This window comes from Myroides albus, assembly GCF_024722315.1.
GTDB lineage: Bacteria > Bacteroidota > Bacteroidia > Flavobacteriales > Flavobacteriaceae > Flavobacterium > Flavobacterium album_A.
Genome location: NZ_CP102754.1, coordinates 3,294,991 through 3,316,236, shown reverse-complemented (window position 1 = coordinate 3,316,236; position 21,246 = coordinate 3,294,991). Strand labels below are relative to the sequence as shown.

The following is a 21,246-nucleotide window of genomic DNA, read 5'->3' as shown; positions in this document are numbered from 1 at the left end:
TTAAAAGTTGTTAAACTATTATGATCAAAAATAGTAACAAGACACTAAATATAAGCACACCACCCCATCACATTTATATCAAAATCAAACAGTCTATCTGATTTTTAATCAACTAATTTCAATCATAGATTAAACTTTCGCTATAAGATGCCCACCATAATCCAATAAAGTGAACACCTTTATTTATAATAGTATGTGAAATAAAAGAAGATTATCTTTTACTTGACTAAATAATAAATACAAAACACTTAATAACAATAAAAAGAGGACCTAATCGACACATTAAAGTTCCAAGTGCAATACCGGATAAGCTTTACCCTGTGCATCTGTCTCCGATCTATCGATAACTTTAAATCCTAAGTGTTTGTAAAACCCTACCGCTTGCCAATTTTGTTCATTCACATCCACTCTTTTGATATGAAATGAATCTCTGGCATAAGCAATCATTTGTTTGCCTATTCCCTCTCCCCTATACTCATGATCAATAAACAACATATCCAAGCTATCTTCAGCTATCCCCATAAAGCCAACTAAAACGCCTTTGCTTTCATACCCCCACAAAGAAACGTGTTCAAAGTACAAAGGAATATGCTCTTTGTAATACAGAAAATCTTCATTCTTTAGGAAATCATGAGTATTCAAAACTGCACTTTCCCAGATTTGCATTAAACGGGGATAATCCCCTACCTTTATTCTTCGAATCATAATCTAAATTTTAGAACAACAAAAATTGTACTTTTAATCAAACAACTACTGAACCTGGGTTAAAAAATTCGCTTGCGTATCCGACTAAGCCCTTGTGGTGTTACTCCAATAAAAGAGGCAATATCTTTCAAAGGCAAATAATTCATCAACTCACCATATTCGTTTAGCAGCTCTAAATAATATTGCTCAGAAGTGTACTTTATCAAATCAATATTCCTTTTCAATAAGCGATTGAGAAGTTTAGCCGTCAAATCACTAAAGACCTCCTTTACAAGAGGAAGCTCTGTATACAATCTAACCACTTGTTCCTTGTCAATGCGATAAACTACACTTGACATCACAGCTTGTACATTGAATAAAGACTGTTCTTCTAAGGTAAATGAAATATTGCTCATAGAAAATGTTCCCGCCAAGCAAAACCAAAAAGTCTGTTCATCACCTTTGTGATTCAACGTCCAACAACGAAATGCCCCATCTGAGATAAAGTAGCTATATCGCTCCACTTGCCCTTGTTCGATTAGAAAAGCATTCCTCTGCACTTCTATCCTTTCAAAATAACCATCAAACAAGTCATACTCCCTTTGCGTAAACACTCCCTTGTCAACATCAAATTCTTTTATTAGTTTCTCTAAAAGCATCTTTACTATTATCTAATCTTGCAAAATTAAGGACTTAACCACTTTCTATAAAAAAATATTTACTTTTATTAAAAATATAAAAAACAGACAATAAAGCACTTATGATTTCATTCAAAAAAAAGTAGCCATTTGATACAAAAAACATTTGCGCACAATACAAATTGTACTATATTTGCACTCGCAATACAGAACAAGAGAGTTCGACTGGAGAAATGGCAGAGTGGTCGAATGCGGCGGTCTTGAAAACCGTTGACTGTAACAGGTCCGGGGGTTCGAATCCCTCTTTCTCCGCGAAATTATAAATAGTAACTTTTCAAAAGTTAGTAAAAAAGCACAAAACCTATGATTCACAATGAATTATAGGTTTTTTCTTTTTTAGGGGTATCGCATTTTATTCAAAAGTGCACCTAAAAAAGTTATAGATTCGGTGCACAAAAAGACGGATCAATCTCAAAAGTTGTGTTTAGGCATAAAGCTTAGTCAATCTGTATAAAAAGAAATCAATATCTCTTACACCTCTAAACTGAGCTCTGAATGCTTTAATTTTTGCATTAAAAGATTCAGCAGAGGCATTGGTACTTCTATTATCAAAATAGTTAAGAATTGTTTTATAATTGATTTGCATTGTATTGATAACAGTGCCGAATTGTTTTAAATTAATCTTCATAACATCATTGTACCAATGAGCCAGTTTAGTATAAGCTACTTCTTTTACTGTGGTTGTGTTATATATTATTCTTAAGTTTTGCGCTACATTATAAGCTTGTTTAATCAAAGGATATTGATTAAATAATATATCTGCTCTTTGCATTTGATTAGTAGTCCATTTACTTGGATCCATAGTTAGTAGATATCTACTTCTTATAAGTAGTTGCTTAGCTGTATCTCCATTATCAAATTCTATTGGAATAAATTGTTTACCTTCTTTTTTAGCTTGTAGGATTAAGTTGTTTTCAATATCTGAAGCATTCCAACGTTCTTGTATTCTAATATCTTGTAATGCTTCATTTACTAGTTTCTGTACATGAAAACGATCTGTTACTTGTGTCGCATTAACAAAGCACTTCGTAACAATTTTTTTCATAGAATTTGCCATATCAAGTGTTATCTCCTTAACTTTAGATCTTGTCTTAGAGGAGATTGTAAGAAGCTTCTCTATAATAGGCTCTACTTTAGTGCCAGAAAAAATTGCTACTATACTCCCTTGCTTTCCTCTACTATATTTGTTTGTAATAATTGTATAGAGCTCACCTTTTGACAAAGCTGTTTCGTCTATTGATAGTTTAGGACCTATGTTTTCAGGAAAAAGAAGATAGTCTTTAGCGTGTTCTTTATGTTCCCAAGCTTGAAAATCACTTAGTGAATCTTTGTATTGGCGTTGTAGTTTTTTACCATCAATATTAAAGAAACCTCCTATTGTATGGCAATCACTTGCCTTAGTATCTATTAATTTCTTTTAAAAAAGAGGCAAACTCATCAGTTAAACGAGTGCCTTTTGCTACTAGATTCCAATCTCTCTGTACTAATTCGCGAGTAGTTTTATCTAACCAACGACGACGCTTGACATGAAGATAAACACTATTTCCTCGTAAAGGAAAATCTTGTATTGTGGTTTCATTATGAAATCCATGACCTATAAGAATACGGTCTTTTGCTTCATCCGGGACTCTATTAAATTCTTCAAAATATAGGTGCATTGTTTCACCTTGTTTTATCGTTTTTACTAAATCAAAATGTTCTACTAAAAACTCAGGTAAAATCATTTTTACAAACTCAATATAGTTTTCCACGGTTATTATTTATTATTACAAAGATCTGTAGTTTTTAATTCACACACAACTTTTGAGATTGATCCAAAAAGACATTCAAGTGATGCGCACCTTTCAATCAAGTAAACCTAGACGCCAAAGGGTGCCAGAGAGTTTTAGACTGTGATTTTGGAACGTTTTAATTCGACATTTATTATTAATTAAAACAGTTGAATTATGTTAGAAAAACAGTTGTCAATTAATTTCTTTCTCAAACCAAGCAGAGAGAAAAGTGATTTAAGAGGTGTTTACCTAAGAATCACAGTAGATGGTATTCGCAAAGAGACTTCCCTTAGTCACAAATGGGATATCAAAAGATGGAACCAAAAAGCAGGTCGTGCTAATGGAGCTAAAGAAGATGCCAAAACGCTAAACTATATTTTAGATACAATTGTATCTAAGATTACCAAGTACAAATTAGAGCTCTTAAGCAATGAAGAACCTATTACTGCTACTGTACTTATGGATTATATTCAAGGTAAAGGAACAAGTAAAGCTAAAGTTTTAGAAGAATTCCAAAAGCATAATGATGAAGTTTTTAAGTTAGTGCCTAAAGAATATGCTATTGGAACACATGAAAGATATGTAACAGCAAGATCACATGTAGCAGAGTATATTCGTTACATCTATTGTAAAGAAGATATCGAGTTCAGAGAACTCAATTATGAATTTGTACTTGGCTATGAACATTATTTAAAGACCGTTAGAGCGTGTTCTAACAATACTGCTATAAAGTATATCTCAAACTTCAAAAAGATTGTTCTACGAGCAGTTGCTAAGGGAATTATTCCTTCGAACCCATTTGTGCAATACAAACCTAAAAAAACTAAGCTCAATAAGAAACCATTAGTATCCACCCGACCAAGCCCATATTTCATAAGCTAACGTAAGGTAGTAAGTTTGCTTGAAATAATAAAGAGATGAGCAAACAAGAAATAATGTACTCTCATGTAGAGGATTGGAAAACAAGTGGATTAACGCAATCAAGATACTGTGAAAGTGTCGGAATTAAATTAGCAACCTTTAGTTATTGGGTGGTTAAGTATAAGGCAAAGTCAGAGTCAACGCAATTAGACAATAATTTTATAACTGTAACAAAAGGTCAAGTCATCAATACTCAGGAATATGAGATAGTATATCCCAATGGTGTAAAGTTACGTCTACAAACGGATAATCTTAGTGAACTATATTCATTAGTAAACTTAGTGTAATGTTTAGTTTGAGTAGTTCTAATCAATTTCATTTGTATAGACAAGCTTGTGATATGCGCAAGAGTTTTGATAGCCTTTGTGGACTTGTCCAGAATGAACTTAATCAAGTAGCTCATAGTGGAAGTGTCTATATATTTATCAATAGACGCTGTAATCAAATGAAGCTCTTGCATTGGGAAGCAGGAGGCTTTGTACTATACCACAAGCGCTTAGAACAAGGAACTTTTGCTTTTCCCACGCATAGTAAAGCTCAAATAAGTTGGACTGATTTAGTACTGATGATAGAGGGAATCCAGGTTATCAAAAGTAACCAAAAAAGGCGTTTTTTATTGAAGTAAAACAGGTTAAAACCTTGTATATTCTGGGCTTTTGACGTATTTTTACTTCATGGAAATAGACTTAGAAAACTTATCGAAAGAACAACTTTTGGCGCTTATAAAAAAGCAGTCTAAGACTATTTCCAAACAAGACAAAATAAATACTAAGTTAGAGCAAAAGACATCTAAGTTAGAGCAAAAGACATCTAAGTTAGAGCAAAAGACATCTCAGCTAGAACAAGAAAAGCAAGAACTCCAACGCTTAGTAGATCTTTTACGACGCATGCAATTTGGACAAAAACGCGAGCGTTTCGAAGACCCTAATCAAACACAGTTACCTTTAGAGGTTCAGCAAGCAGTCCTGGAAGAACAAGAAGAAGTAATCAAACAAGAGATCACTTATTCTCGTCAGAAGAAAAAACATCCAGGAAGAGCTAAACTACCCGATCATTTACCTGTAGAAGAAATAGAAATCTACCCAGAGGGAGATTTATCTGATAAGATTTGCATTGGTAAAGAAACTACAGATGTCTTAGATTATGTTCCAGGTTACTTTAAAATAAAACGTTACATCCGATATAAATACGCCACGAAAGACAAAGACAATACGCAAATCAGTATTGCACTGCTTCCAGAGCGAATTATAGATAAAGGAATACCTTCTGAAGGATTATTATCTACAATACTTGTTGACAAATACGTAGATCACCTTCCGCTATATAGACAGAAGCAACGCTTTTCAAGAGAAAATATCGATATAGCTTCTTCTACTATAGATGGCTGGGCAGCTCAATGTATGGATGCTTTAAAACCACTATATGAAAAGCTTCTGCTGGACATCAAAAATGAAGGATATCTTCAAGTTGATGAAACCACCATCAAAGTCTTAGATGAGAAAAAGAAAGATAAATCTCATCTTGGGTATTATTGGGTGTATCACGCACCTATATCCAAACTCGTAATGTTCAATTACAGTCCCACACGTAGTGGTAGCGCTGCACTACCTGTATTAGAAAACTTCAAAGGATATCTGCAAACCGATGGTTATAGCGGATACAAAGCCTATGGAGCTAAGTCTGGTGTAGTTCATCTGGGCTGTTGGGCACACGCTCGTCGTGAGTTTGAAAGAGCTCTTGACAATGATAAGACAAAAGCACAGCATGTACTTGTAGAAATACAAAAACTATATGCTGTAGAAAGAAAAGCAAAAGAACAAAACTTAACCCCAGAGCAAATTAAAGAACTTCGATTAGAACAAAGCTTACCAATCATCAATGAACTGGGTAAATATATGTTTGTTCAAATGAAACTCGTACTTCCTAAAAGTCAAATAGGTAAAGCTTTTGCTTACTCACAAACTAGATGGGATAATCTTAGTGCGTACTTATATGATGGAAACTTACAGATAGACAATAATCTCATTGAAAATGTAATTAGACCAGTAGCTATTGGACGTAAAAACTATCTCTTTGCAGGATCACACGATGCAGCTCAAAGGGCGGCTATGGCGTATACGTTTTTTGCTAACTGCAAAAAGCACGATATTAATCCATACCAATGGCTTAAATATGTTCTAGAAAATATTCAATCTATCAACCACAAGAACATTACAGATTTATATCCTCATAACTATAAAACATTAAACTCAAACGTTGTAGAAGAATAATTATATCTCACAAGATGTACTTGCTCGGGTGCATACAACCATTAAGCAAGGAAGAGCTATCAATTTTAGAAAATAAAGAGTTTACTAATGAAAGGCTAAGTACCGTAAGAGATGTGTTTGTTTTTCAATGTTATTCAGTAATAGGTATTTCGTTGAATGTACGATATTTACTCATATGCTCTAAGAATATTTGTGCATAACTACAATACGATTTTATGGTATTATTGGCATAGCGTTGCACTTGCAATCGTCGTGTAAGTTTTTTAATTTTGTTTCGCTATCCATACTTAAATAAATATAATTTAACCTATTTTGTTTCGTTATCTATAAAAAATAACTTATTAAGTATCTAATTTACATAAAAGTAATTATATTAGTAACAGATTTTACGAAATGCGCATATGGGTGTTATTTTACGAAACTGCACCGTGCTTTATTTCGTGAAATAACAATGTTAGCGGTCACTCTATTGAACGGCCCTGCTAAAATTCAAGAGACAGACAGACAAATGAACAAAAAAGCCAATGCTCAAAAACAAAAGAGGTGCAACTCAATGCACCAAGCCAACGTTTTTGCACCACATTTGTTTTTTACCAACCACACAAAAATCAAGATTGAATGTTAATTGGACTTGTAAAATGGTTTGACACAGAAAAAGGGTTTGGTGTTGTCGGAACACCAAACGGAGAAGAATATTTTCTTCACATAAATAGTTTTACAACTAAACCAGAAAAAATATTAAAGGGAACGCCTATAGCTTTTTATCCTAAGACAAACAAAGTCAAGAATAAAAATTCGGCTGACAACAGCCGTTTAGTTGGAATTGCCGAAGATTGGAAAACAATCCTTAGTTATTTAGGTAATCCCGACAGCGTTAGAATAGAAGTAGAAGTAACAGGACGTGGAAAACGAGGTAATCCATACCGCCATAAAGAAATCCAATCGTTCAGTTTAATTGGTATTGCTTTAAAATATTTCTTTAAAGATAAGAGTGAAGAAGAAATATTAAATTTCATTACTGACTATTTTGACACCAATTTAGATACAAAACTTTTCATTTCATATTGCGAACTATTTGAAAACACATTACCAAAGTATTTTTCAAGCGATGCGACTGCTACTATTCTAAATAGTATCTTTTCTTATTTTGGTAAAAACTTGAACGAAGAAATACTATTTAATGTATGGAAACAGAAGAAGTTTAAATTCATTTCATACAATGAAATGGACGATTACGAAATTCCTGAAAATGTTCTTAAAACACATATTCTTGAAATTGGTAAAACAGAATTAAATCGTATTCTAAAATTTAGTTTTGGTTCAGAGTTCGGCTCTTACTATGTAAATAATAAATTCAACAACATAGAAAATCTTACTTCTGAGGAAATAAAAGAACTCTATCAATTTGTTGAATTTGAAACTGAAACGCAACGAGAAAAAAGAACATATCAACTTGATAGTTTATATGTTCAGAAAATTGAAACTGAATTAACTGAAAAAGCCAACCGACTTGACACAATAAGAACTAGCGATGATTTCAATAATTACAATCGTTTGTTACAACTTATTCCTTACCAATTCACCGATGTTGACAAAAACAAAATAACAAAAGCAATTCATCAAATAATTGCTCAAAAATGTTCAGATGAATACCAAGTAGAGCTTTGGCTTAAAGGAATAATAAAAGATACATCTTTTGAATTTGTATCAAAATATTTTTTTGACAAAGATACTCAAACAGAAAAGCAAATAACAATCCTTACGAAGTTAGAACATAGAAAGCAATTTGAACTTTTAAAAATATATTCTGATAAATTTAATTTCGAAAGAGCCTTTAAATTACTTGGAGAATTGCTCAAAAAAGAAAATACATTTGACTATTATTTTGACTTTTCAAAGGCTCTGTTTGATAGTGAATTTTGGAAAGATAAAAAGGGAAGTGAGTTAATAGAGTTATTTGCTAATTACGTTATTACGCAAAGTAACGATGAGCAGAAATACGAACTCTTCCTAAAAGGATATGTAAAAAATGTTCCTCAAAACATAGTAAGGCAAAACATACATCAACTTGAAAATGAAGATTGCAAAAAGGTATTTAAAAACATATCAGAAGATAAGCCTTTCATCAAAGACATTTTAACTGAAAAGGTAACACTTGACAATACAGGTTCTTTGAGTTGGCTTTATGATTTGGCAATAGAATTTTTAGATCAAGAAAATTTCAATTCTTTTGACAAGAGAGTATTTGACACAACTAAGCAATTAGAATATTTTCAATTATGGGAAACGGGAAAAGCAAAAATTTTTCCACAAAGTCACGTTTCAGAATTGCTAAAAGATAGATTTGAAAACTATGCTCAAATTGATAAATGGATTAAAAATAAGGTGACAACAACAGAAGATATATCCAAATTTTTGTTCTCTTTTCTAAATAAACAGATTCCCGTAACAGATAGAATAATATTCTATAAGCACCTAAATCACATAAAATATCTGTTGCAGTCAAATGAATTGCATTTAGAACAGATAAAACAAATCCAAAACGATTTTTACAATATTATTCTATGGACATTAGACAAAGAAAACGTTTTGGATTTTGAATTACTCAAACATAAATTCATCTATTTTGCCCCCAATGAACAAGTAAGAATAGTAAAAAAATTATTCTTCCTTAAAGCGAGTGGTCAATTTGATTTAACCATTGAAAAGCTAAATGAACTTACAAGGTTTGATTTAGATTTATACAAAACGAATTTAGAATTCAATCCTGACATACCAGTTGACATTTCAACAGATGTAGTTATTAAAGCGTTGTTGTCATATCAGCAAAATAGCCGTTTCATTGTTAAAAGCGAACTATTGACCATTATATTTGATGATTTAAAACTTGATAAAACAAGACGCTTTAGATTATCAAACTATTTTGAAGGTTGCTTAGGACGACAGACTGCAAAATTTGATTGGTCAAGAGAAGGCGAAATCAGCAAAGTAAAATTCGGTAACAACCAGTTCTACTTTGCTATCAGCTTTTCAACAGGAGAAACAAGATGGGTAAATAATCGTTGGGGAGGCAGAGAGGTTTATTCACCTAATCCAAACTTTGAAAACCTAAAAGAAGCTGTCAAGAAAATTTCAGGTGTTAAGTGGAACCCAAATGAAAAGCATTGGGGTGTTCCATCAAAATACGAAACAGAAGTTTTGACCTTTGCGAAAGAACAAAGATTTTTCCTTGATTTTGAGGGAAGTAATTATGCAAATAACACTCATTTAGCAAACTTTAAAAGAGAAGACATTCCAAACGGCATTTCATTTTGCGAGGGAAGATTAGCAAATAAACCACACGAAATGTTTAAAAAAGAGTTTTGGTGGTGTGCCGGGCAACCTTGTTTCAGTAAATGCGAAACAATTCACGAAATAAATGCATGGGAAAAATATACATTGCTCGACTTTTGTGAAATTTTGGGCTTAAATACTGATGAAACGAACAGAGTTGGTGACCATATCCCCAAAGGACATTACTATCAATTTATTGCACTTATAAATCGGTTTAATAGCTTACTTGATAAATTGTATTGTCAAGATTGTAATCACATTTTATTTCCTGTTGATACAAGTCATTTTGCAGCCCATACTGTTGTAAGATTTCATTGCGTAAATCAAGAGTGTTCAAACAATGACATAATTTATCTTAACCATTGTCTTAACGGACAGTGTAACTGCATTATAGATAGTAGAATTTCAAAACGGTGCGACAATGGTTTATTTATCTGTGATAATTGCGGTAGTTGCTGTTCTCACAATATGCTACAAAGACGATTATCAAATTTGCTACAAACAGGAGGCTATATACACGACAACTTAGTAAAATGCGTAAATGAAAAGTTAGGACACCTTGAAAGAGCCGAATATTTTTGCTACAAATGCAAATCCGAAATGACGGAAATAAGCAATGACATTTTTCAATGTTCGAATTGCAATGTGAAATATGACACAACAAAATACAAATTCAAAAGACCACATTTACATTTAAGAAAAGCGAGAGCAACGACAGAGAACAATGGAAAAGACAATGAAAGTAATGACGATGACTTTGACTTTCTATTTTAACCAACGCTTTTGGTGGCACATTTGCATTTTTGTCGACACACAAAGCCAAACAGAAAAAGTAAAAGAGTAACCAGCCAACACGCCACGACAGAGTAAATGAACGGACAATAAACATATAGACAAGCAGGGCGAACCGCTAACAAAGTATTGCCAAAAGCGGATCTGAGCGGCTTCTACTGGACATTTGTGCAAGGTTCAACATTCATTCTTCGATTGAACTTTTGTGCTTGAATCCCAGCCTTTGGCAATACCCAAAACGTTAGTAAGTTTTCTAAAATAGCATAAAATATTCCAACAAAGTTATTCTATATAATTTTAATTAATATTTTACTCCTTTTTTCTCCACTCTTTGAAAGACTTAGCGATCTTAGTATTTTCTACAAAAAACTGATTTACATTTTCTAATTGATTTATTATTTGCCGCTTTTTATTTGCTAACACTCATACTGGGCTAACCCTCTTTCTCCGCAAAGAAAACCGATAACGAATGTCATCGGTTTTTTTAATTATAAATAATTCTCTAAGAATCTGTAACCAAACAGTTGCAAATAAAAATAAATACCTGTCCCCCTACCCTATATCACCAAAACCATACAAAAGGGCGTACATCTAAACACAGAAAGAAAAAATAATCTTAACAAAGAATTAGTCAATGTGAATCTTTTAAGCAAGACACTCTTTATACTAAACAAAAAAAACACCTCTATAAGGTGTTTTTTATTCTGCTAACGATTGATTAAAGAATACACAGCTGTATCAATAAACCTACCATTGAAATATTCGTTCTCTGTGAAATGAGCCTCTTTAACAAACCCGCACTTCTCAAGCACACGCATAGAGGCAACATTCTCTACCTGAATAATAGCCTCTAAAGAGTGAAATCCCAATTGCTTGAAACCATATTCGATCAAGCAACGAACTGCTTCTGGGACATATCCTTTACCCTGATATGAAGGGTGTAACATATAGCCAACCTCTGTTCGATAATGATTGAGCTTCATTCGATAAAAACCGATTGTTCCTATCATTTTTGAACTGCCTTTTTCAGTTATTGCCCAATTAATACACTCTTTATCTTCCATGCGCTTTGCTAAGGACTCAATATAAGTCACTGCCTGGTCTTGTTGCTGCGCTAAGGCAACAGGTATGTATTTCATCACATCTGCATTGGAACGCATTTCAAACATTTCTACAGCATCGTTTAGATCAACACAACGCAACGTCAAACGCTCTGTTTCCAAAATAGGAAAGGGAACAATATTTATATCTAACATCTTTTATCTTCTTTTAAGTATCAAAGTAAAAATAAGAATTATTAGGCTTGATAAAGGATAAAATCAATTTCAATTGCACAATTCCTACCGCTATGGAGAAAACGCATGAAGAAGATGAAAATTTACCCCTTAATACACAATTACTTACAACAATCAGTAATTAGCACAACCAATGCCCTCATTACCTAAACTTGCTCTCTGGAAAGCACCTTATCTTTGTAAAGAACCGTTACAAAAGGGCAACTCCTTTTTTTAGCAAAAGTATTAAACACTAAAATTATTGACCATGAAAAAGATTGTTTCGGCATTAGCTATAGCTGTACTATTTAGCTTTAGTTTATCAGCTCAAGATGTAAAGTCTAACACCAAAGAACAAAAGCAAATCTGTACACATGTGTGCACCCAAGATTGCAATCAAGATTGTGAACACATCAAAAATCACTACAATAGACATCTCAATTGTGACCAGAACTGCAAAGCAACACACGATTGTGCAGCATTCTCAAGAGAATACAAACAGAATCACAAGAAACATTGCAATGAACAACAGCATAATCACAGAAGATGCAGTGATCAGAGAAACGCCTAATTTAGTTACATACGAATACAATTATTAAAGCTTTTTAGTTTTCTACTAAGGAGCTTTTTTACGCTTAAAACGTAAATCTAAAAGCATCCTACAGCTGTTTTTAGCCCATTTAAGAGCTTATCTAATATTTTACTACATTACCTCTTTATAGAAATTAGATCGTTTGTGTCAAGGCTAATTTAATCAATGGATTAGCTTTGATTATATGCGTTATAGCACAATACAGCTTGACAGATTTATTATCAGAATATCCACTCCATTTTACTGCTCCTTATACAACTTCTTAATCGGCCTTTCTCTCACTTTTCTTGGGGTATTCTTGCACCTTTCTTCGAGAAAACAGCACTTTTAGCTAAGAACCCCCCAGCAAACCCCTAACATACCCCAAGAAAGTGCAAGAAAAATAGCACTGATTTACAAAACAACACGCTGAAAAGTTGATGATAGCAGGAAAAAAAATTCGGTGAGAAGTTGTATAATAATAACACAAGACAAAATCTAACATAAGTACAGCTCATTACTCTTACCAATAGACATAAGACAAAGTGCAACTCCTCATTTTTGTAAGGGTGCCCCAATTTGACTACAGAGTCAGGATATAGCATTTAGAGCCAACAGCAAAACAACCGATTCCAATCGAAATATTAAATTATAGCAAGTAGCTAATTACGCCTACTCAACAAAGTGAGTATTCCTCGTTATAAAACAGACAGAAGTAAAGAGGTTCCCTTTTCTCCTTTAAAAAGAAAACCGATAACATTCGCTATCTTATTGAAGAAAAAAGAAGTACGAACTCCCTCCACAAATTCAACAACTAAGCTTGGCAGAATATCTTGAATCTGATTCTTACTATCTATTGGGTGTAATAAACTTTTACAATATGAAGATTTCCAATACTTGAGTATTGATAGGCGATCGCAATAATTTTTGCCCAATGCGGGGCAATGTATATGGACTTCAAGACAATCTTTTCGCCTTTGAACCTGATTTAGATTAAAAACTTCCTTTAGCAAATCTATTTATGCACTACCTTTGCCCTATGGATAAAGCACGAATACTAAAGAATTTGGATATATCTGCTCTGAATACAATGCAAGAGCAAACGTATCTTACTGCACAGAAAAATCAAAATGTCGTTTTACTTTCACCGACAGGTTCTGGAAAGACATTAGCTTTCTTATTTTCTATTTTGGATCGCTTGAATGCCAATGCAAAAGGCGTACAAGCAGTTATCTTAGTACCGACAAGAGAACTGGCATTGCAAATAGAAACTGTCTTCAAAAAAATGGGGACAGGCTTTAAGATTAATGCCTGTTATGGAGGTCATTCAACACGTGTAGAAATGAATAACTTTAGTACTCCACCTGCTGTTCTTGTCGGAACTCCTGGGAGAATTGCTTTTCACATCAAACAGAGTTCATTTGAAACAGATAGCGTAAAGAGCTATGTAATAGACGAATTTGACAAGGCTTTAGAATTGGGGTTCCAAGAGGATATGGACTTTATCATTAACTCCTTTGCCAATACGTCTTTTAGAATGCTTACTTCTGCTACAAAACTCGACAAAATCCCTGTTTTCACAGGTATACAAAAGCCTGCTGTAATTGAATTTTTAAGTACTGAAGAAGTTAAACCTGACTTGACATTCAGCAAGGTAATTGCTCCAGCAGAAGAAAAACTGGAAACTACAATTAAACTATTGGCCAAAATTGGCAGAGATACTACGCTGATTTTCTGTAATCACAGAGATGCTGTAGATCGAATTAGCGAGACCTTAACCAATAAAGGTGTTAGCAATAGCGCATTTCACGGTGGTATGACACAAGAGGATAGAGAACGCGCTATCCTAAAGTTTCGAAACAAAAGCTGTCATATTTTGATCTCTACGGACTTGGCTTCACGTGGATTAGATATTCCCGAAATTGGCCATGTCATCCACTATCAAATACCTGACAAAGAGCAGACTTTTACACATCGAAACGGGCGTACTGCGCGAATGAAAAACAAGGGAAAGGTGTATATCATCACAACCAAAGAAGAAGAAATAGACTTCATAGACCCCAATTTGCCAATCGAAGTACTGAAGGGAAATCACAAGATAGATAATCGCACAGACTTTTTGACTGTTTATATCAGTGCTGGAAAGAAAGACAAAGTAAATAAAGTGGATATCGTTGGTTTCTTTATCAAAACCGGAGGTTTACACAAAGAAGATATTGGGCTCATTGAAGTAAAAGATACACAATCGTTTGTGGCTATCAATGCCGTCAAAGTCAAAGCGATTCTGAAAAAACTCGAACAAGCAAAAATTAAGAATAAAAAAGTTAAAATTGCTATTGCCAAGAGTTAATCAAATTGAGTATTGCAAGAACAACATATAGAAATATCGCATCAACCAAATCTGTGGTAGATGCGATATCTTTTTTAATAATCTCTATAAGTATCAAACCATAAATTAGCTTGTTCATCTGTGACGATCCTTTTAGAAGCTTTGGCTAATAAAGCAACAGCCTCTCCTATATCTTCTCGTTCAATGGTTTCAATATCCTCAAGGGTGTTGAAGAATTGAATAAAGTCTTGAAATAGAATTTCAATTTGATTTTCTGTCTGTGCCTTCGCTACCTTCTTTAAAGTTTCCTTGTACTTTTTCGTAGCTGCTTTCTCATTCTTTCCCTCCCACCCCTTAAAAGGCAGGGTATATTCGGTTAAGAACCAATTTTGCTTTTTGAGTTTACTCACATTTGAATAACTCATTTTCCTTTTGACTAGTAACTCTTTCAACTCTTTCTGTAATTGTTTACCTCCTTGTTCTTCAACAATCCATCCAATAAAGCTGGTCAATCCACTCCAAGTATGCAAAGAGGGAAAACCTTGCAAATTAGGAGCATTTCGAATGCCAATGGAATTCAAATGCTTTAGATCACTTAGCACCTCAAGGTTTATCAAATTTCCACTTAGATTTAATACTTCTACATTCGGGAACTGAAGAAGACTCTGACAATCAAAAGGTTTTCCAATGGCTGAATTTTCAATATCAATAATCTGCAGCTTTTCAAAAAGTGAATGAGTAGGCAGACAGTGAATCGCATTTACAGTTGAATCACTGTGCAAGCTATAGGTCAGCCTTTGAAGTGCGCATATCCCTGTAAAAATAAAGGCTTCTAAATCACCTGATAAACACAGTTCTCTAACCTTAGTTCCCAATTGCAAGTGAACTTTATTCCCAAAAGAGTGAATGTGCAATCGAGAAATATTGCATTCACTAGCGTCTAATACAACATCTTCATAGGGTCTCCAAGAGAACATTTCAATTCGCCTATCAATAGACCACTGGGCAAAAGAACAATCATTACCTGAATAGTAAAAAAACCTTGGCCAAGCGTAGGTGCTCTCAAATTGACTTTCTTGAAAAACAGGCCAATTAACTTTAGCTCCAGCATCTACTACGGCATCAAATTTCCCTTGGGAGATACCTTTGGTTCCTATAGAAAAACTACCTTGCCCGTCGGGGATCTTTATCTTGTGACTATCTACTCCTGTCAAAGAGATTAAAAAAGGCTTGCCATTATTCATACACTTCTTGGGTTAAAAACATTAAAGTTCAAAGATAATATTATGTCGGTCTTAATGACTCAACAATAGTAATAATTCAAAAAGGTAAACGGGTATAGAACCAACGACTTGAGCACAAAAAAAGCTCAGTAAGAATTTACTGAGCTTTATATATTATACATACTCCCAACGAGTACCGAGTACGTTTACAATTAAATCTCGATATCCCCATGGTACTAATCTCGCGGCGATAGAGGATAAACTATCTTGCTCTTTTCGGTGAGATCTTGAAGCACCAGTCATATTCGGTTTTAAGTTGACGTCAAAAATGAAGTACTTCCCTTGTTTATTAGCGCGACAATCAATGCGTATCGGCGCGTGACCATTAATAATACTTGCCGATTTCTCACACTGTTTTAAAATATCTACAACTTCCTGCGAAGATTGTAAACTTGCTTGTAAGACTTCACTATTCTCAGTAACAGCAACCACACCATTATAGGGCATCACATTGTTTATGTGATTAAAACGCCTTAAAGCAGGAAAACACCAATAAGTTTTTTGTATGCGTATTTCACCTTGTACTACATAAGTCCCTGGAGGTAATACTGTAACAGTGATTTCCTCTCCAGGTAGAAAGTCTTCTGTGTAAATAGTATCGCCAAATCGACCAGAATTAATTAGCTCCTCAGCTGTCTCTACAAACTGTTTTTGATTCTCCACAACCCTTACCCCCTCACTTCCTCTACCTCTTATTGGTTTTAGGACGTTTGGATATGTGACTATTTTCGATAACTCTTTGTGATTGTCAAGACTTATCATCTTAGATTCCAACACAGGCAAACCTTTGCTTCTTAGCAAATTATTAGTATACACTTTATTGTCAAATAGATCAACTGCTTCCGTTGATTGTCCTACTATTTTTAGCCCCTTGTCTTTATACTTCTCTATCGGATGCCCTTTATACAAAACAGTATTCAGCCAAATTATCTTGGCTCCTTTTGCGATTGCCTCATCAATCCCTTCTTCTGTATCGGGAAACACCCAATCTAAATCATTTGTATCTTTTGGATTGTCAACTGGAGTGACTACCTCTATACCTGATAACTTCAGTGAGAACGCGATATCAGCACCACTATCAGCATATCCTCCGACCTTCATAGGTTTTATAATATTGTTCTTACTCGCTACGGGATTAGCTTGATAAACTATTGCTACTTTCATGTACAAATGGGATTAGATTAAACTTTTCCGACAAATAGCAATTATTATACCTTTGCCTGTAATAAAGTTACTAATTTTAACAATGACATGCTTTATTCTTCTCAAATTAATTTTTGCGAAATACCAAAGTCATTGGTATAATTCAGAATTAATCAAAACGCATAATGCAGTATCTTTGCTCCCCTATAGCAACCACAAATAAATGACAACAATAAGCAAACAAACTTTTTCAACCTACGACAAATTTGTCATATTCATTTTATCGATCACCCAATTTACTATTATCCTGGATTTTATGGTAATGGCTCCTCTTGGGGATCTCTTGTTAAAAGACTTACACATAAGCCCTAAGGATTTTGGAATTGTCGTATCAGCCTACGCTTTTAGTGCAGGAACTTCAGGTCTATTGACTGCCGGATTTGCAGATAAATTCGACCGTAAAAAATTGCTGCTACTATTTTACTTTGGGTTTATTATCGGAACATTCTTATGTGGATTGGCCAATTCATATCTCACGTTAGTTATGGCAAGGATAATCACAGGTCTTTTTGGTGGAGTGATAGGTTCTATCTCTATGGCTATTGTCACTGATTTGTTCTCATTACAACAAAGAGGAAGAGTAATGGGGTTTGTACAAATGGGATTTGGAGCAAGTCAAGTATTGGGGATCCCCATTGGTCTTTACATAGCCAATAAGTTCACTTGGGAAGCACCTTTCTTTATGATAGTGGCTTTATCCTTGTGTATTGCCATCGCCATTGTTGTAAAGCTCAAACCCGTTAATGCCCATTTACTTGAGAAAACAGACAAAAAACCCTTGTTACACCTTTGGCACACTATTAAAAACAAAGAATACCGCATTGGTTTTTTAGCTACTGTGTTTTTGTCAGTAGGTGGATTTATGATGATGCCCTTTGGAACAATCTTCGCAGTAAATAACTTAGGGGTTCACCCTGATCAACTCCCCTTCTTATTTATGGTTTCGGGAACTTGCTCTTTGGTTATCATGCCATTTATAGGCCGATTAAGTGATGCAATGAGCAAATATAAACTATTCGTAATCGCAACTTTGTGGATGCTCTCAATCAGTATCATCTACACTAACTTATTTGCCATTCCTTTGTGGTTAGTAATGATATTAAACGTCTTGCTAATGATAGGAATTATGAGTAGAATGGTACCATCACAGGCTTTGACAAGCGCGGTACCTATGCCAAAAGACAGAGGAGCTTTTATGAGTATCAACTCGTCTATACAACAAATATCAGGAGGTATTGCTGCTGCAGTAGCTGGGTTTATTGTCTATCAAGACACGGAGACCTCGCCTTTGATGAATTACAATATCGTCGGTTACGTTGTGGCAGGTATTGGAATCTTGGGAATTATCCTAATGGGTAGAGTCAATAAAATGATTGCTAAAAGACAATTGTAACGATAAAAGAGGTTTGTACACGCGATGTTACAAACCTCTGTTTTTATTATTCGCTTAGACTCAATGTTCTAAGCATCCATATTGTACATGAGAAATGCCCTGTATCTCCAAGGGGTTTGTCCAAAGATACAAAACCAAGCTTCTCGTATGCAGACACTGCAGCACTAAGTTCAGGCATCGTTTCTAAGTATATCTTTTCATAGCCGAAATCCGATGCTTTCTCAATACATTGTAGCATGAGTTTCTTGCCCACTCCTTGCCCTCTGCAAGAGGACTTAACATACATCTTTACAAGCTCGACCGTATCTGAAGGCAATCCTTGAGTGGGATATAAACCTACCCCACCCACAAGCTCTCCATTGAGCTCTGCTACATAATACACTTGCTTATCTCCTTGAAAACTCTGATAAAGTCTATCTGTACTTTCATCAAAATAAGCTGTTCCAGGGATGTTCAATCCAAAATCTTCTAAACTATCGCGAAGGATCTTAGCCATCTGCTCATTGTCTGAACAAGTAATTTCTCTAATCTTTAATTCCATATATTGTTTTTAGGTTCGTCTAATTTCAAATATAAAATAAAAAAAGTGAATCAAAGTACGATGAACAGTGGCGTTCGTATAATTGTATTCTACATTCACTACACTTTTGTCAACCCAGTATAAGCTAACTTACTCACAGACAAAAGTTAACTCATCGAGCATAATCCGTCTGCTGTAAACTATCTTTTTTAAACTTTGAGCAATAGTAGAAAGCATAAGAGCCAAATGAAATAAATCATTTGGCTCTTAAAGGTTATTAATAATAGTTAAAGTATGTTTCTTGTTTTAAAAATTAAAGCGCAAACCAGCTTTCATATTGAAATTGAATGGTTTCTCTTTATAGATTGTACCAACATCACTACTGTTTTCAAAGTGATACTGAACACCTGGTTCCACATAGATACCTACAAGCTTAGATAATTTGTACTCCATCCCTATAGCTGTATTAGCAGATACCTGTAGTGTTTTGATATTTACATTACCTGTTACGCGATCACTCACTACATTATTGACAATATAACTGGTCTCTGTCTTTCCTGATACAGACTTTTCAAAAAGTGTACCAACTGTAGCATAAGTTGAGAAATCACCTACTTTAAATAAATTGTAATTAACTTGTAAGGGAATACCGATAAAATGTATGGTTTGTTCACTCACCATACGGTTTGACCCCGCACCCGCTTTTAACTCAGAAGACAAACGTGTATAAGTCACTCCTGTTGCTAAACTCCATTTATCTGTCAACTGGTATCCTATCGAAACTCCTGCTGTAATAGGAGCTTTGTGCTTTACATCTGTTGCGATACTTTTATTGCGATTCGCTTTATAAATATCCGAAAAGGGATTACTCCCCGGGGTAATATAATCTAAGACATTCGCATCAAAGGTCAACATATTTCCATTCATCTTCGCATATCCGCTAATTGATTGACTTGCATTAGAGAAAGTTCCATTAGTTTCAACTGCTCCAGTCCACCCTCTTTTATTTAGTTTGTTTTTAGACGTAGTCGCCATTTTTTCTTCATCTTCCCAATATTGTTTCTCCTGATCAATTAACTCCTCTAAAGTCTCTGATACAATTTTACTTGAAAAAGGTAGAGTAGTTTCATGTAGAGAGTTAGCCATATCCCCCTGGCTTTCTAACTGTTCTAATTCAACAAGATCACTTAAGTAATCTTTGCTAAAAAAAGGATACTCCTCTGCTCTACCCTTTACACCATTATTTTGTTTCTTTGTTTTTGAATCCTTTGTTTGTTCAGCTATAGAAACATCGCTTTGATTGTCTTTACCAGCTTCAATCTTCTCTAAATGCTTAAAATTCAAAAGACTTGAAAAGTACTTCTGATTCTCAACCACAATAGGTCTAACTACCAAAAATACTATAATAGCTGCGGCTGCAACAGATAAGTCAACACCAAACATAGGTAGCTTCCCTCTGTACCAAGCCTTCTTAGTCTGTTTCTCAATGGGAAATACAATCGCTTTTTTCACCTTTGGAGATTCAAATAGCTTGTGCTCTATTTCTTCCCATAATCCTTGTGGAGCCTGTTGTCCAAAACCATCCATCTTATCGCGTAGCTGCTCTTTCCAATCTTTACTCATAATGCCACTTTTAGTTTTTTAAACTCTCTTATTCTCTGGCTCAACATACTCTTTGCTCTGTGAAATTGTGAAGCAGATGAGTTCTCCGCAATTCCCAGTAAATGTCCAATCTCTTTATGACTCTTTTGCTCAAATACATAAAGGTTAAACACGGTTCTATACCCTTCTGGTAACTCTCTAATCATCGCAAATATTTCTTCTTGACTTAAGCCATCAAACTCAGGCTCATCTTCATCAGCTATATCGACAATATTATCTTGATTATAGATTACCTGGTGTTTCTTTTCTTTTCTTATAAATTTCAATGCCTCATTGACTACTATACGAGTAGACCAAGCCTGTAAAGCTCCCTTTCCTCTATAGTCAAATGATCCGATAGCGTGATACATTTTAACAAAGCTCTCCTGTAATACATCTTCTACGTCATCTTGTTTGTCAAGATAACGCATACAGGCATAGGTCAAGCTGTTGGAGTAAAAGTCATAAAACTCTTTCCAAGCACTTTGCTCTTTCTTACCTAATCGATCAACCAAAAGTCTCTCTTGATCCTCTGTTAACATCTATCCTTTTTAATGTCTTG

At 34.5% G+C, this 21,246-nt stretch carries 18 protein-coding genes and 1 tRNA gene; 9 read left to right on the top strand and 10 right to left on the bottom strand.

Going from position 1 to position 21,246, the window contains the following annotated elements:
* Positions 1 to 282 precede the first annotated feature (282 nt).
* Together NWE55_RS14715 and NWE55_RS14710 are read right to left on the bottom strand one after the other, a co-directional pair.
* Complete coding sequence (locus NWE55_RS14715) at positions 283 to 705, bottom strand: GNAT family N-acetyltransferase (RefSeq protein WP_258204351.1); 423 nt, start codon at positions 703 to 705, stop codon at positions 283 to 285.
* A gap of 59 nt (positions 706 to 764) precedes the next feature.
* Positions 765 to 1,343 carry a Crp/Fnr family transcriptional regulator gene (locus tag NWE55_RS14710; protein ID WP_155093482.1) on the bottom strand — a complete coding sequence of 193 codons (579 nt, stop codon included), beginning with the start codon at positions 1,341 to 1,343 and terminating at the stop codon, positions 765 to 767.
* Between the two features lie 206 nt (positions 1,344 to 1,549).
* Between NWE55_RS14710 and NWE55_RS14705 the strand changes: the two genes are divergently transcribed.
* A tRNA-Ser gene (locus NWE55_RS14705) sits at positions 1,550 to 1,634 on the top strand.
* A 172-nt stretch (positions 1,635 to 1,806) separates the two neighbouring features.
* Here NWE55_RS14705 and NWE55_RS14700 read toward each other — a convergent pair.
* Together NWE55_RS14700 and NWE55_RS14695 are read right to left on the bottom strand one after the other, a co-directional pair.
* The gene (locus NWE55_RS14700) at positions 1,807 to 2,742 is read right to left on the bottom strand and encodes an ISAon1 family transposase (RefSeq protein WP_258204716.1); all 936 of its coding nucleotides are present in this window, start codon (positions 2,740 to 2,742) and stop codon (positions 1,807 to 1,809) included.
* Between the two features lie 37 nt (positions 2,743 to 2,779).
* A complete protein-coding gene (locus NWE55_RS14695) occupies positions 2,780 to 3,133 on the bottom strand; it encodes an ISAon1 family transposase N-terminal region protein (protein ID WP_160339156.1) in 354 nt (117 codons plus the stop codon).
* Between the two features lie 195 nt (positions 3,134 to 3,328).
* On the opposite strand from NWE55_RS14695, the gene NWE55_RS14690 reads away from it, so the two are divergent.
* From NWE55_RS14690 to NWE55_RS14665, 5 genes are all read left to right on the top strand, one after another.
* Entirely contained in the window at positions 3,329 to 4,036 is a 708-nt protein-coding gene (locus NWE55_RS14690) for a phage integrase SAM-like domain and Arm DNA-binding domain-containing protein (RefSeq protein ID WP_258204350.1), read from the top strand.
* 35 nt (positions 4,037 to 4,071) lie between these two features.
* On the top strand, positions 4,072 to 4,362 hold the full coding sequence (gene tnpA, locus NWE55_RS14685) for an IS66 family insertion sequence element accessory protein TnpA (protein WP_058699130.1): 291 nt from the start codon (positions 4,072 to 4,074) through the stop codon (positions 4,360 to 4,362).
* Entirely contained in the window at positions 4,362 to 4,700 is a 339-nt protein-coding gene (tnpB, locus tag NWE55_RS14680; protein WP_081048718.1) for an IS66 family insertion sequence element accessory protein TnpB, read from the top strand. Before tnpA ends, tnpB begins: the two co-directional genes overlap by 1 nt.
* Before the next feature lie 49 nt (positions 4,701 to 4,749).
* Positions 4,750 to 6,345, top strand: a complete 1,596-nt coding sequence (gene tnpC / locus NWE55_RS14675) for an IS66 family transposase (RefSeq protein WP_058699585.1) — start codon at positions 4,750 to 4,752, stop codon at positions 6,343 to 6,345.
* A gap of 618 nt (positions 6,346 to 6,963) precedes the next feature.
* The gene (locus NWE55_RS14665) at positions 6,964 to 10,452 is read left to right on the top strand and encodes a cold-shock protein (RefSeq protein WP_258204349.1); all 3,489 of its coding nucleotides are present in this window, start codon (positions 6,964 to 6,966) and stop codon (positions 10,450 to 10,452) included.
* A gap of 725 nt (positions 10,453 to 11,177) precedes the next feature.
* Here the strand turns inward: NWE55_RS14665 and NWE55_RS14660 are convergent.
* Positions 11,178 to 11,726, bottom strand: coding sequence for a GNAT family N-acetyltransferase (locus tag NWE55_RS14660; RefSeq protein WP_258204348.1), 549 nt, complete (start codon positions 11,724 to 11,726; stop codon positions 11,178 to 11,180).
* A gap of 286 nt (positions 11,727 to 12,012) precedes the next feature.
* On the opposite strand from NWE55_RS14660, the gene NWE55_RS14655 reads away from it, so the two are divergent.
* Positions 12,013 to 12,315, top strand: coding sequence for a hypothetical protein (locus tag NWE55_RS14655; protein WP_258204347.1), 303 nt, complete (start codon positions 12,013 to 12,015; stop codon positions 12,313 to 12,315).
* Positions 12,316 to 13,354: 1,039 nt separating this feature from the next.
* The gene (locus NWE55_RS14650) at positions 13,355 to 14,665 is read left to right on the top strand and encodes a DEAD/DEAH box helicase (RefSeq protein ID WP_258204346.1); all 1,311 of its coding nucleotides are present in this window, start codon (positions 13,355 to 13,357) and stop codon (positions 14,663 to 14,665) included.
* A gap of 74 nt (positions 14,666 to 14,739) precedes the next feature.
* Here NWE55_RS14650 and NWE55_RS14645 read toward each other — a convergent pair whose 3' ends face one another.
* A complete protein-coding gene (locus NWE55_RS14645; protein WP_258204345.1) occupies positions 14,740 to 15,888 on the bottom strand; it encodes a leucine-rich repeat domain-containing protein in 1,149 nt (382 codons plus the stop codon).
* 153 nt (positions 15,889 to 16,041) lie between these two features.
* Positions 16,042 to 17,091, bottom strand: coding sequence for an ATP-grasp domain-containing protein (locus NWE55_RS14640; RefSeq protein ID WP_258204344.1), 1,050 nt, complete (start codon positions 17,089 to 17,091; stop codon positions 16,042 to 16,044).
* A 202-nt stretch (positions 17,092 to 17,293) separates the two neighbouring features.
* Here NWE55_RS14640 and NWE55_RS14635 point away from each other — a divergent pair, with 202 nt between their 5' ends.
* Positions 17,294 to 18,523: an MFS transporter gene (locus tag NWE55_RS14635; RefSeq protein ID WP_258204343.1), complete on the top strand. Its 1,230-nt coding sequence runs from the start codon at positions 17,294 to 17,296 to the stop codon at positions 18,521 to 18,523.
* Positions 18,524 to 18,569: 46 nt separating this feature from the next.
* Here NWE55_RS14635 and NWE55_RS14630 read toward each other — a convergent pair whose 3' ends face one another.
* The 3 genes from NWE55_RS14630 to NWE55_RS14620 form a co-directional block, all read right to left on the bottom strand.
* Positions 18,570 to 19,064 carry a GNAT family N-acetyltransferase gene (locus NWE55_RS14630; protein ID WP_258204342.1) on the bottom strand — a complete coding sequence of 165 codons (495 nt, stop codon included), beginning with the start codon at positions 19,062 to 19,064 and terminating at the stop codon, positions 18,570 to 18,572.
* A 285-nt stretch (positions 19,065 to 19,349) separates the two neighbouring features.
* Entirely contained in the window at positions 19,350 to 20,666 is a 1,317-nt protein-coding gene (locus NWE55_RS14625; RefSeq protein ID WP_258204341.1) for an outer membrane beta-barrel protein, read from the bottom strand.
* Positions 20,663 to 21,226, bottom strand: a complete 564-nt coding sequence (locus NWE55_RS14620; protein WP_258204340.1) for an RNA polymerase sigma factor — start codon at positions 21,224 to 21,226, stop codon at positions 20,663 to 20,665. The genes NWE55_RS14625 and NWE55_RS14620 overlap by 4 nt, the downstream gene beginning before the upstream one ends.
* Positions 21,227 to 21,246: the final 20 nt, after the last annotated feature.